The following is a 12,098-nucleotide window of genomic DNA, read 5'->3' on the forward strand; positions in this document are numbered from 1 at the left end:
TTCAAGCGTCGGTGGCCGGCGCGATGTGATGACGGATGATGCCGCGAATCAACGCGGCGTCTTCCGGGCTCACCTTCGCATAAATTGCCGGGCCGGCTGCGCGTTCAGGGTCGCCCGTGCGCAGCATCAGTTCGGCCCAGTCAAGCAGGCGCCGGGTGGAGAACGCACTCGACAGGTCTTCGCGGGCGAACGCCGCGCGGCAGTCGGCGGCGATCGCGGCAAGCGTGGTGGCGAGCGCGCGCGTCATGTGCGGGGCGAGCGTGGCCATCAGCACATCGGCTTCTTCCGCGGGTGACAGATAGTCGAGTAGATAGACGCGCCAGCGATCCAGAAACGCCTCGTTCATCAGATTGGCGCCCTGATACAGATGCCGGAACTGACTCATTGCGCCGACCGCATTCGCCGTGGCGAACAGCCGGAAGCCCGGATGTGGCGCGACGATCTCGTTGCCTTTCTCCTTCAGCACGAGGCGGCCGTGCGGTTCGAGCACGGCGGTGAGGGCGGCGAGAATGGACGGCTCGGCAAAATCGATTTCGTCGACGATCAGCCAGAGTCCTTCGCGCATGGCCGTGGGCAGTACGCCGTCCACCCAGATCGTCTCACCGCCCTTGACCGTCCAGAAACCGACAAAGTCGCCAACGGTGGTCTGCCCGTTCATGTTGGAGCGCAGCACGCCGTGATGCGAACGCGCCGCGACCTGTTCGATCAGGCTGGTCTTGCCCGCGCCGGTATGGCCGATCAGCATCACGCGCCGGTTCTCGACAATGTCCTCGACAATGTCGTTAAAGCGCTCGGAGAACAGATAGGCCGGGTTCAGGCGCGGCACGAGCGGATTGCCCACGCCGCAGGGCACATCCACATGACCGATGCGCACGGTCTCGCCGGTGCCTTCGACCTGCCGGTGTTTTGCCGCCGCGGTCCGTGCCGCGGCGCGCTGCAATTCCGGCATGAAGGCGACGCGCCCGGCCGCGGATTGCTCGCTTGCGGCATTGTCCGTGTCGATCGCGAAGCCTTCGCGGCGCCATTTCTTGAGCTTCGCGCGCAGATTTTCCGCATCGACAACGAGATCGATATCGACCGCACCAGGCTCGCCGCCGTTGTCCACGCCATGTTCGAGGCGATAGGTTTCCGGCCGGTCTGCCACACTGACGCGCCACCATTCCGCGCCGCCTTCCGTTGCGCGTTGGTAGAGGCCAAGATTTTCGTCTTCGGTCAGTTCGGGCGCGTTCATGGCAAAGGTTGAATAGTCAATGACGAATAGTGCGTTGCGATTTGGCTGACGCGGAATGACCGACTATCTTATCTTGAGCGGCTTTCGAACTGCCAATTGCATTCCGGGCTGGCCGGCAGTTTCGAAACATTCACAGTCCGCTTTGCCCTACATCGCGACAGAACAAATCGAAGGCAGAACAATGAGACTACATACAAAACTCATGGCTGCGCTGGCCGTGGCAAGTCCGCTGGCATATGGCCAAACGAGTGTGACGCTATATGGCCGCCTCGACGCCGGCCTGGAATATCTGAATCACATCAACAACGGCGCGGGCGGCAGTTCAAGCCGCTGGAGCGCGGAAGGAGGCGATTGGGGCACTAGTATGCTCGGCCTCAAAGGCAATGAAGACCTGGGCGGCGGCCTGAATGCGATCTTCAACCTCGAAACCGGCTTGCAGGTCATGAACGGCACGACAAGCGGCGGGCGGCTCTGGTCACGGCGCGCGTTCGCGGGTTTGAAGAGCCAACAGTGGGGCACGTTGCAGGCCGGCCGTAATCTGTTTATCGACAGCGACGGCGTGTGGGAATTCGACCCGTTCGTGCAGCAGGCGTTTTCGTCGGCCTCGCTCGTGCGCGGGCGCAACTGGCAGCAGACGAGCAACAACGTCGAGTATCACAGCCCGGTGTTCTGGGGTTTCGACGTGCAGGCGCAATATGCGTTCGGCAACCAGCCAGGCGCGTTCAATAGCGGCGCGGTGGGCGAGTTCGGCCGCTCGGACGGCATCATGCTGACGTACCACTCGCCGCTCTTCGACGTGCGCGGCATCTACGACGAACTGCGTGACGTCAACGGCCACTTCAGCAACATCTTCCAGGCATCGCGCGAATATTTCGTGGGCGCGAACGTGCGCCTCGATTCGCTGAAACTGCAGGGCGCCTACACGCATTACTCAGCGCCCGATTCGCCGGCCGGCGTGGCCGACACCGCGGATCACTACTGGCTCGGCGCGACCTACACCTTCCAGCCCCGCTGGGCCGTGACGGCGGGCGGATTCTACGTGAAGGTCGGCGACGGATCGGGCGACGCCGCGCACGATCCGTCCGGCCACGCGATGATGTACGTGCTCGGCACCACCTACAACCTGTCGAAGCGCACCTTCCTGTACGGCACGGTGGGTTACGTGCACAACGGCAGCAACTCGAATTTTTCGCTCGAAGCTTCGCCTCGCGATGCGGCCGGCAACACGAGTCCGCTCGTCGGCGAATCGCAAACCGGCGCTTATGTCGGGATGCTGCATCAGTTCTGAGGTCTGTCTGCTTGCGCCGCGTCAGGCGGCGGCTTCGGTCACGAGGGTGGATTTGCGCAGCCGCACCGGGATCGACTTGGAAGCCGGCACCTGACTCGTTTTCGCATGATGCGAGAGCGGAATCAAGCGGTTGCATTCCGGGTAATAGCCCATGATGCAGCCACGCGGAATGTCGAAAGCATGGACGTACATGCCGTCGATCTCGCGCGAGATGCCGTCGTTCGAGTCGGTGGAGATACATACCGAGTCGCCTTCCGCAAAGCCGAGCCGTGTCATGTCGTCCTGATGCATGAGCAACACCTCACGGCTGCCTTGCACGCCGCGGAAGCGGTCGTCGAGACCGTACACGGTCGTGTTGAACTGGCTGTCGCCGCGGGTCGTCATCAGGCGCAGCACGTCGGGGCCGCGCGACGGCATATCCGCGTCTTCGTCGAGCGTATCGGGCACGATGAAATTGGCCTTGCCGCTTTCGGTGTTCCATTTGCGCTCGCACGCCGCAAGCGGCCGATGGAACCCGCCTGGCTGCCTGAAGCGCTGATTGAAGCCCTTGAACTGATCCGGATAGGTGCGCTCGATCGCCTCGCGCACCAGTGCATAGTCATCTACCCACGCATCCCAGTCGAGATTCGGATTGCGCGGCAACAGCGCCTTGGCGATGCCCGCGACAATCGCCGGCTCGGACAGCAACATGTCGCCGGCCGGCTCGGCCATTCCATGCGAACCGTGTACGCAGGCCGTGCTGTCTTCCACGCTGACCCATTGCTCGCCGCTCGCCTGGCGGTCTATCTCGATGCGCCCGAGACACGGCAGCAGATAGGCGACCTCGCCATGCAACAGATGGCTGCGATTCAGTTTGGTGGCGATCTGCACCGTGAGCCGCAGCCGTTGCCAGGCGGGGTCCATGACATGATGATCGGGAATCGCCACCTGGAAATTGCCCCCTAAGCCGATAAAGGCTTTGACCTTACCGTCGAGCACGCCGCGACAGGCTTCGACGGTGCTCATGCCTTTGTCGCGCGGCGGCTCGAAGCCATACAGGTCCTTCAGTGTGTCGAGCGGCGCGAGTTCAGGCTTCTCCGTGATGCCGACCGTGCGCTGTCCCTGCACGTTCGAGTGGCCGCGAATCGGACAGATGCCGGCGCCGGGCCGGCCTATATTGCCGCGTAAAAGCAGCAGGTTCGACAACATCTGCACGTTATGCACGCCGTTGCGGTGCTGCGTGATGCCCATGCCGTATAAGACCATCGACGCATTCGCCTGCGCGTAAACACGCGCCACGCTTTCGAGCGCGGCGCGGCTGAGTTGCGAGCGCTGCTCGATCTCTTCCCATGAGGTCGCGCGCATGGCGTCGGCGAAGGCTTCGAAACCGTGTGTGTGTTCGGCGATGAACGCCGCGTCGAGCACGCGTGGCGCCGCGTTGCGTTGCGCGTCGTCGTCCCATTCGATTAGCAGCTTGCAGAGTCCGGCAATTGCCGCCGCGTCGCCGCCGATCTTGATCTGATGGTATTGCGTACTGATTTGCGTGTCGGCCGGGGTCAGCATGTCGAGCGGCGACTGCGGGTTCGCAAAATTAACCAGCCCGCGCTCCTTCAGTGGATTGAAGGTGATGATCTCCACGCCGCGTTTGCGCGCGTCCTGCAGTTGATGCAACATGCGCGGCGCGTTGGTGCCGGTGTTGTGGCCGAAAAACAGCATGCAGTCGGTGTGGGTGAAGTCTTCGAGCTGCACCGTCCCGACCGGCACGCCGATCGTCTTCGGCAAGCCGACCGAGGTGCTTTCGTGACACATGTTCGAGCTGTCGGGCAAATTGTTGGTGCCGTAGAGCCGGGCAAGCAACGCATACATGTAGGACGCTTCCAGCGACGCGCGGCCGGATGCATAAAATACGGCCTCGTTCGGGTGAATGGCTTGCAGTTCCCTCGCGATCTCGGCGAACGCGTGTTCCCAGGTGGTCTGCACATAGCGGTCGCTTGTGGCATCCCAACGCATCGGTGCGGTCAGCCGCCCGCGTGATTCGAGTTCGAGACCGCTCCATACGCGCAGTTCGTTCAGTGTATGCGTGGCGAAAAAGTCGGCTTCGACGCGTTTGCTGGTGATCTCCCACGCGGTCGCTTTCGCGCCGTTTTCGCAGAACTCGAACAGGTGCGGGTCCGCCGGTTTGGCCCATGAGCAGCTCACGCACGCGAAGCCGTCCGCCTTGTTTTGTTGCGCCAGGATGCGACTCCCGTTCAACGTGACGTGTTCCTGCACGAGAATCGACGCGACCGCTTTCACCGAGCCCCAGCCGCCTGCCGCGTTGCGGTATTCCTTGATCGGCGCGCTGTCGGGCGTGCAATCCGCTTCCGCGTTGTCGGGTGCTGTTCCGGCGATCTCATCCGTACTCATGCTGGGCCTCCTCGGCGTAGGCGGCCGCTCCTCGAAGACCGGCTCGCAGGAGGAGGACCGCAATTACCGGACCAGCGAATTAATTTGCGCTTACAACGATCTTCTGAGGCTGGAAGAAGGTGGTGGCGACCGGCGGCGGTTTGACTGGCGGATCGCCTTCGGGCGCACGTGTCGGATCGTTCGGCGGCACATCGTCGGGCGGCGGCGACGGGTCGGGATCGCTGGTGGGGAGCGGGACATCGGGATCGACCGCGGGTGGCGTCGGCGTATGCAGATGCAAGGTCGGTCTGCGTCGTGTGCTGAACAGAATCATTGTTGTCTCCGTGACGGCGAGGCTGATGTTGACAAACCCCGTTTGCAAACCGCCATCTGCAATCCGCATGCCACTCGCCTTCGTTTCCCCAAATGTTTCCCCCAATTCAGGCCCTGACCGAGTGGAACGGCTATTGCTCGGTCAAGACATGCGCGCGGCGCCGAGCGGCGGCACGCGCCGACATATCACATCGAACACGACGCACTGAAGTGCAGGGATAAGGGAAAGACAAATGGCGCGACATAAGGCCGACGTGGCTGACGACGACTTCGAGATTTACGCCAGCTATCACGGAACAGGCGATGGCCGTTACGTAGGTGGACTGAAGGTCGTCAGAAAGGCGGACAGAAAAATCCTGTTTCCATTCGACGGCGCGCCGGAGATCGGGCCATACGCGACCGCCGACGAGGCGCGGCGCGCAGCGATCGACTATGGCCGGGAGATTGTCGCCGCGGATCGCGCGGCTCCTGAAAAGTGATGGGGGCGGCGTGAGCGCGCCGTCTGCAGGCCGCAACGGCTCAGGGTATGCCGCCGAGCGATGGAGAAATCGTGCTGCCCCGACCGGGATCGTCGGGATGTTCGTCGGGCACCGTCGGTCGGACGGATAACGGCGGATGGGTGCGGTAGCAACTATCGATCGAAGTATCGGCGAGGCAGCGCTGGAATGCGTCCGCGTCGTTCTTTTGGGCGAATGTGTAAAGGGTTCGCTCGACTTGCACTTCCGTTTCGGACAGGCGAATGGTCGTCATCGTCATGAGGATCTCCTTTTTACAAATGGTGGTCCGGACCTCCACTTGAAACGCCGCAACCGACGTGCCCACCGTGGTTCGAGTGCGCTTTCCGCACAGTCGGCAGAGAGGGACCGGATGTTGCTGCAATGACGATATACCCGACAACATGAGGAGGGCGTCATGCAGGACAGCAAACCCCAGGATAGCTCCGCCGAACACAGTGCCGAGGCGGTGAAACAGCGTAACAAGCCGAGCGGCACGCACTATGTCGAGCCCAGCCCGCTGGGCATCGAGCCCGTCGAGCAGACCGGCGTGGACAAGCAGACCAATCCGCCGCGCTCCAGCGACAGCCCCGCGCAAACCGCCGAGGTGCCCTTGGGCACAGGCCCCCATGCCGAGCCGCCGGGAGGGGGCGGACGCGAGTCGCAGCGCAAGAACTGACGCGCCACGTGCTGCTTCGGCACGCGGTGGTGTCGTACGTGCAAATCCCACCAGGGGAGGATTCACTTCATATGTTTGAAAAATTCGTTCACCGACACGGTCACGCGCGTAAAGCGGCTCAAAGAATCGCGCGCGCGCAGGCGGGCGCGCTTTATGCGGCCCTGAAAAGACCGCCGGGGCCACCGCGCGCGCCCGACTCCGGGCAACACAGTGAGCATCGGGACGCAGAGGAGCATGCCATGCACAACGATTCGCTGCATGGATTCGATGCGGCTCAAACGGAGTACGAAGCCTTCATGCTGAAGCCGCATGATTGGGTGCCGAATAACCGCAAGCTGCCGGTCGTGATCTACCGGCGTGCGCTCATGCCGGACAGCGGCGACCTCGGTGCCGCATTCGAAATCCTGTTCGAACGCAACGCATGGCCGACGCAATGGCGCGATGGCATCTTCGACTACCATCATTTCCACGCTACCGCGCACGAAATTCTGGGCGTGACCGACGGGTCCGCGCAAGTGATCATAGGCGGACCGGGCGGCACGGTGGTGACGCTGTCCGCCGGCGACGCGATCCTGCTGCCAGCCGGCACCGGACATTGCCTGCAATCGTTCGCGCGGCACTTCCGGGTGGTGGCCGGTTATCCCGAGGGGCAGCAATGGGATATCCGCCGCGAGGCGCTCACGCCGGACGAACTGGCGGCCATGGAGGCGTTGCCTTTTCCGTCGCTGGATCCGATTGACGGCAAACACGGTCCGCTGGTGGAGCATTGGCTGCATGCAGCCTGAGGCGGTCGCTTCTTTTTGACTTGTAGCCGCGACGATCCGAACGATTCTGTAGCGCAAGCCCTCTGAAAGATAATCCGCTGCTTCCTTCCAACAGCAACCCTGTACATGCGGCACGTCATGCTCCGTGCAGGTTTGCGCGCATTGGCGCATCATCGTCGAGTCTCGCAGCGGTTCCTCATGCGTTCTGCCACATCAACACGGTTCGCCGGGTTCGCCGACGCAAGCAGTGCGTCCCGGTCGTCTCTTTCACGCCGAACAAGGAGTGTCCCATGCAAAACGATCCCGCCCTCGATCAGCTGTGTATCAACACGATTCGCACGCTGTCGATGGACGCTGTGCAAAAGGCCAATTCCGGTCACCCCGGCACGCCGATGGCATTGGCACCCGTTGCCTATCACCTGTGGCAAAACCATCTGCGTTACGACCCGGACGAGCCGCTGTGGCCGAATCGCGATCGCTTCGTGCTCTCGGTCGGGCATGCATCGATGCTGTTGTATTCACTGTTGCACCTCGCGAACGTCAAGGCCGTGGATGACGGCGGCAAGCCCACTAACGGACCCGCTGTGTCGCTCGACGATATCGAGCATTTCCGTCAATTGGGCAGCAAGACGCCGGGCCACCCGGAATACCGGATGACGACCGGCGTCGAGACCACCACCGGCCCGCTCGGGCAAGGGCTCGGCAACAGTGTCGGCATGGCGATGGCGGCACGCTGGTACGAGAGCCACTTCAACCAACCGGATGCGCCGCTGTTCGACTATCGGGTCTACGCGCTGTGTGGCGACGGCGACATGATGGAAGGCATCTCGCACGAGGCGGCTTCGCTCGCGGGACATCTCAAGCTATCCAATCTGATCTGGATCTACGACAGCAACCGCGTCACGATCGAAGGCCATACGGACCTCGCCTATAGCGACGACGTGGAGAGCCGCTTTCGCGGCTACAACTGGCACACGCTGCATGTGAACGACGCGAACGACGCCGCCGCGCTCGAAGCAGCGTTCGTCGAAGCGAAAAGCATCACCGACAGGCCGACCCTGATCGTGGTGCACAGCATTATCGGCTGGGGCGCGCCGCATAAGCAGGACACTTCGGCGGCGCACGGCGAACCGCTCGGCGTCGAGGAAGTGGCGCTCGCCAAAAAGGCGTACGGCTGGCCCGAGGATAAATTTTTCTACGTGCCGGACGGTGTGCACGAACGCTTCGCTGCTGGCTTCGGTGCGCGAGGCAAGGCGGCGCGCGAAGAATGGCAGGCGAAGTACGAGGCTTACAACAAAAAGCACCCGGAACTGGCGCGTGAATTCGCGCAGATCGAAGCGCACGAATTGCCGGCAGGTTGGGACAGCGACATTCCCACCTTCGATGCGGACCCGAAGGGTGTCGCTTCACGCGATTCGTCGGGCAAGGTGCTCAACGCGATTGCCGCGCGCGTTCCATGGATGATCGGCGGCGCGGCCGACCTCGCGCCTTCCACCAAAACCAATCTGAAGTTCGAGGGCGCGGGCAGCTTCGAACACGACAATTACGGCGGCTGCAACCTGCATTTCGGCATTCGCGAACACGCGATGGGCGCGGCGGTGAACGGCCTCGCGCTGTCGAATCTGCGGCCGTTCGGCTCGACCTTCCTGATTTTCAGCGACTATATGAAGCCGCCGATCCGCCTCTCGGCGATCATGGAAGTGCCGGCTATCTACGTGTTCACGCACGATTCGATCGGCGTGGGCGAAGATGGTCCCACGCATCAGCCGATCGAGCAGCTAGCGTCGCTGCGCGGCGTGCCGGGGCTGACCGTGCTGCGTCCGGGCGACGCCAACGAAGTGGCCGAGGCGTGGCGTGCAGCACTTGCGGATCCGCGGCGGCCTTCGTGCATCGTCGTGTCGCGTCAGCCGCTGCCCACGCTGGACCGCAGCCGCTATGCGGCTGCGAGCGGCACGCAGAGGGGCGCCTACGTGCTGGCCGATGCCGCCGACGGACAGAAGCCGCAAGTGATCCTGATGGCGACCGGCAGCGAGCTCTCGGTTTGCGTCGACGTGTACGAGAAGCTCAAGAGCGAGGGCATCGCGGCGCGTGTCGTGTCGATGCCGTCGTGGGATATCTTCGAGCGTCAGGACGAGGCGTATCAGGATTCGGTGTTGCCACCGGACGTGGACGCGCGCGTGGCGGTCGAACAGGCGGCCTCGCTGGGCTGGGATCGCTATGTGGGGCGTCTTGGCGCGCAGGTCGTGATGCATACGTTCGGCGCTTCCGCGCCGCTTGCCGAGCTGAAGAAGAAGTTCGGCTTCACGCCGGAGCATGTGTACGAAGCGGCGAAGCAGCAGATCGAGCGGGTGAAGTCCAAGCGCAGCCAGGAGTAGCGCGGGTGCGGCGTGGGCGATAGACACCGGCGGAGTGAGCCAGCTCACACCCGCCGGTTTTTCATTTGCAATTCGGCTTCGCGCGCTACCCTCGCCGCGAGATCAATTACAACATCAACGCGGAATCAATTCGCCGGAATCGTCACCACCGGCGCTTTGCTGCTCGTGTCGGCTTCCGCCAGCGCCATCAGATTTTGCACCACCGTGAAGGCGTATTTCGAATCGAAGTCGTTGCGATCGACCCAATACGTGGACGGGCCATACGCGATCATCACATACGCGTTGTCAGGCGGCGTCTTACCCGAATGCACGATGATGGTCGGCCGCGTCTCGCCGCCGATCAGCCCCACGGTCGGTTTGGTCGAGCCATCGCTGATGCGTTCGACAGGCACCTGCACCTGGGCGCCGAGATCGGTCAGGATGCCGAGCACGGAGCGCGTCACCATCGGAATCTTGTCGCCCTTCTGCGAGGCCGACGAGGGGCCGTAGACGATTTCATACGTGCGTGTATTCGACGACAGATGCAGCAGCTTGCGCACGCGCGCCAGATCGGCCGCCGTGGCCGGCGACTCGCCGCTGGTGGTCGCGCCCATGACCAGATATACGCCCATCGCGCCGTTCTTGCCGTCCGCCTGGCGTGACTCGACGTTCAACTCGCCCGCCAGTTGCAGGCGCCGCAGCGCTTGCAGCAATTCGAAGAACCCCGGCGCGCCCGCGCTGTTCTCGCCGCCGAGCGCATTGCCGTTCTGCAAGCCGCCCACCGACTGCGCGGTGATGCGCAACAGCAGATCGATCGGAATGCCGCCTTCGGCGAGCGGCAATACCAGCGACGGCGCGAGCGGCCGGATATACGCGGAGGCAAATGCTTCGCCGGTGGTCGGCGTGAAGGTGAAGGTCGGATGATTCGAGTAAGACACGCTGCCCGTGGCAAGCGCGTAGTTCGGCTGGCTGCCCGAGCCGACGTTGGCGGTGGCGCCGCCCGTCGCGTCGAACGTATAGGCCGCGATGATGCTGCTGACAGTCAGGAACGCGGGTGCGTCGCCGTAGCGGAGACCGACCACGGCGGCGAGAATCTCGCGTTTCTTTGCGTCGCCGAGGGCGCGCGCATAGTCGACCTGGTCGGCTTTCAGGCGGGACGGTCCGATGTGTACACAGGCTGAAGTGAGGCAGGCCGCGCATAATGCCGCGGCGACAGAAGCGGTTCTGATCATAACGGCGAGGAGGGCGGAACACTATCCGCTGAAGAATGGGCCCGCAACGGCGGTAGCAGGACCTATTCCCGTATGGCGGCGCAAGGGCGCCGATCGCCATTTCGTCCTATGAATCAGCGGTGTATTCGCCCGGATAGAGCGAAAGCGGCAGTGCGCAGGAATTGCTATTGCGTTGCAATATTAGCAGAAGCCCGTGCCTGATTACGCACGGTTCAAACCACCTGACGGGCGCATTACACGGAATCGTCTACTGTGTTCTCGGGCAGGTCCGCCGACATTTCGCCGGCAATGTCCAGCGTGCTGCGATAAGCGCGCGATTGCATTTCGGCAAGACGGCTCAACGTGCGTGACAGATCATGTGCCCCTTCCAGGCCGTTGAGCGCCGCCACGATCGGCTCATCGGATGCGATGAACAGGGCGCGCTTGCGGTCGTAGAAGATATCGACCAGCCAGACCAGCCGTTGCAGCGTGTGGGGGTGAGTCAGCGATTCGGTGCGCAGATTGTCGAGAATCAGACCGTGCCATTGCTCGGCAAGCTCCAGGTAGTCGAGATGCGAACGGCTCGCCACGCACAGATTCTCGAAGTCTGCCCATAGCAAAGCCGCGCCCGCTGCGCGCGCGGCGAGCGGCCTGCCAGCCGCGCTCAACGTGACCGGACTCGGCGCCGCGCTGCCTTCGTAGTGCACGAAAATCCGGCGCAGCGCTTCGTGGGTGGCGGAATCGAGCGGCGCAAAGAAACGCGGAACGTCCGCTTCTTCTCCGCCGAAACGATAGTCGCGCGCGCCGTCGAAATGAATCACGGTGAAGCAGCGTTTGATCTGCTCGATGGTCGGCAGAAAACGCTCGTGAAACTCCGGGTCGGCGAGCAGGGCGTCCGGCGCGTAGTTCGAGGTGAGTACGATGCGGGTGCCGAGGCCGATTGCGGTGTCGAGAAAGCGGCCCATCAGAAACGCGTCGGCGATATCGTGCACGTGGAATTCGTCGAAACACAGCAGCTCGCTACCATCGAGCCATTGTCGCGAGACCGAGCCGAGCCGGTCGTCGCCGCGTGGCTCGTTCACGAGCCGCCGGTTCATCTCACGCAGAAATTCGTGGAAATGCAGACGCCGCTTTCGGCCGTTCGCCAGTTCAAACACGGTATCGACCACCAGACTCTTGCCGCGCCCCGGCAATCCGTAGCAATACACGCCTTGATGGTTCGGTGCGGCGCCAGATGATCTCGCGGCCCGGCCGTTAGCGCCGAGCAGGGAGGCGAGCGCTGCGATCGCTTGACGCTGGCTCGCATCGGGCACGATGCCGTGCGCGGCCAGCGTGCGCGTGACCTGAGCTTCGTCAAACATGGGCAAGCGTGCCGGTGTG

At 63.0% G+C, this 12,098-nt stretch carries 11 protein-coding genes; 5 read left to right on the forward strand and 6 right to left on the reverse strand.

The window, feature by feature from the left end:
- Position 1: 1 nt before the first annotated feature.
- On the reverse strand, positions 2-1,231 hold the full coding sequence (locus P0D71_RS16860) for an AAA family ATPase (RefSeq protein WP_408481116.1): 1,230 nt from the start codon (positions 1,229-1,231) through the stop codon (positions 2-4).
- A gap of 181 nt (positions 1,232-1,412) precedes the next feature.
- Here P0D71_RS16860 and P0D71_RS16865 point away from each other — a divergent pair, with 181 nt between their 5' ends.
- Positions 1,413-2,519 carry a porin gene (locus P0D71_RS16865; RefSeq protein ID WP_494478305.1) on the forward strand — a complete coding sequence of 369 codons (1,107 nt, stop codon included), beginning with the start codon at positions 1,413-1,415 and terminating at the stop codon, positions 2,517-2,519.
- 21 nt (positions 2,520-2,540) lie between these two features.
- Here the strand turns inward: P0D71_RS16865 and P0D71_RS16870 are convergent, their stop codons facing one another.
- Together P0D71_RS16870 and P0D71_RS16875 are read right to left on the reverse strand one after the other, a co-directional pair.
- A complete protein-coding gene (locus tag P0D71_RS16870) occupies positions 2,541-4,904 on the reverse strand; it encodes an FdhF/YdeP family oxidoreductase (protein WP_408481118.1) in 2,364 nt (787 codons plus the stop codon).
- A gap of 79 nt (positions 4,905-4,983) precedes the next feature.
- The gene (locus P0D71_RS16875) at positions 4,984-5,286 is read right to left on the reverse strand and encodes a hypothetical protein (protein ID WP_408297697.1); all 303 of its coding nucleotides are present in this window, start codon (positions 5,284-5,286) and stop codon (positions 4,984-4,986) included.
- A 163-nt stretch (positions 5,287-5,449) separates the two neighbouring features.
- Here P0D71_RS16875 and P0D71_RS16880 point away from each other — a divergent pair, with 163 nt between their 5' ends.
- On the forward strand, positions 5,450-5,695 hold the full coding sequence (locus P0D71_RS16880; RefSeq protein WP_091808250.1) for a DUF6723 family protein: 246 nt from the start codon (positions 5,450-5,452) through the stop codon (positions 5,693-5,695).
- Between the two features lie 40 nt (positions 5,696-5,735).
- Here the strand turns inward: P0D71_RS16880 and P0D71_RS16885 are convergent, their stop codons facing one another.
- Positions 5,736-5,972 (reverse strand): hypothetical protein, encoded by a 237-nt coding sequence (locus P0D71_RS16885; protein WP_091808252.1) that lies wholly within the window; start codon positions 5,970-5,972, stop codon positions 5,736-5,738.
- Between the two features lie 156 nt (positions 5,973-6,128).
- On the opposite strand from P0D71_RS16885, the gene P0D71_RS16890 reads away from it, so the two are divergent.
- From P0D71_RS16890 to tkt, 3 genes are all read left to right on the forward strand, one after another.
- Positions 6,129-6,389, forward strand: coding sequence for a hypothetical protein (locus P0D71_RS16890; protein WP_408481120.1), 261 nt, complete (start codon positions 6,129-6,131; stop codon positions 6,387-6,389).
- Positions 6,390-6,628: 239 nt separating this feature from the next.
- Positions 6,629-7,174: a cupin domain-containing protein gene (locus P0D71_RS16895; protein ID WP_091809296.1), complete on the forward strand. Its 546-nt coding sequence runs from the start codon at positions 6,629-6,631 to the stop codon at positions 7,172-7,174.
- 269 nt (positions 7,175-7,443) lie between these two features.
- On the forward strand, positions 7,444-9,528 hold the full coding sequence (tkt, locus tag P0D71_RS16900) for a transketolase (protein WP_408481121.1): 2,085 nt from the start codon (positions 7,444-7,446) through the stop codon (positions 9,526-9,528).
- 125 nt (positions 9,529-9,653) lie between these two features.
- Here the strand turns inward: tkt and P0D71_RS16905 are convergent, their stop codons facing one another.
- Positions 9,654-10,739 (reverse strand): hypothetical protein, encoded by a 1,086-nt coding sequence (locus P0D71_RS16905; protein ID WP_091808258.1) that lies wholly within the window; start codon positions 10,737-10,739, stop codon positions 9,654-9,656.
- A gap of 233 nt (positions 10,740-10,972) precedes the next feature.
- A complete protein-coding gene (zapE, locus tag P0D71_RS16910) occupies positions 10,973-12,079 on the reverse strand; it encodes a cell division protein ZapE (protein WP_408481122.1) in 1,107 nt (368 codons plus the stop codon).
- Positions 12,080-12,098: the final 19 nt, after the last annotated feature.

This window comes from Paraburkholderia sp. RL17-383-BIF-A (assembly GCF_046028015.1).
Taxonomy (GTDB): Bacteria; Pseudomonadota; Gammaproteobacteria; order Burkholderiales; family Burkholderiaceae; genus Paraburkholderia.

Excerpts from the sequence above, each read along its gene's own strand:
- P0D71_RS16860 (WP_408481116.1), bottom strand. The coding sequence starts at position 1,231 with ATGAACGCGCCCGAACTGACCGAAGACGAAAATCTTGGCCTCTACCAA.
- P0D71_RS16865 (WP_494478305.1), top strand. The coding sequence starts at position 1,413 with ATGAGACTACATACAAAACTCATGGCTGCGCTGGCCGTGGCAAGTCCG.
- P0D71_RS16870 (WP_408481118.1), bottom strand. The coding sequence starts at position 4,904 with ATGAGTACGGATGAGATCGCCGGAACAGCACCCGACAACGCGGAAGCG.
- P0D71_RS16875 (WP_408297697.1), bottom strand. The coding sequence starts at position 5,286 with ATGCGGATTGCAGATGGCGGTTTGCAAACGGGGTTTGTCAACATCAGC.
- P0D71_RS16880 (WP_091808250.1), top strand. The coding sequence starts at position 5,450 with ATGGCGCGACATAAGGCCGACGTGGCTGACGACGACTTCGAGATTTAC.
- P0D71_RS16885 (WP_091808252.1), bottom strand. The coding sequence starts at position 5,972 with ATGACGATGACGACCATTCGCCTGTCCGAAACGGAAGTGCAAGTCGAG.
- P0D71_RS16890 (WP_408481120.1), top strand. The coding sequence starts at position 6,129 with ATGCAGGACAGCAAACCCCAGGATAGCTCCGCCGAACACAGTGCCGAG.
- P0D71_RS16895 (WP_091809296.1), top strand. The coding sequence starts at position 6,629 with ATGCACAACGATTCGCTGCATGGATTCGATGCGGCTCAAACGGAGTAC.
- tkt (WP_408481121.1), top strand. The coding sequence starts at position 7,444 with ATGCAAAACGATCCCGCCCTCGATCAGCTGTGTATCAACACGATTCGC.
- P0D71_RS16905 (WP_091808258.1), bottom strand. The coding sequence starts at position 10,739 with ATGATCAGAACCGCTTCTGTCGCCGCGGCATTATGCGCGGCCTGCCTC.
- zapE (WP_408481122.1), bottom strand. The coding sequence starts at position 12,079 with ATGTTTGACGAAGCTCAGGTCACGCGCACGCTGGCCGCGCACGGCATC.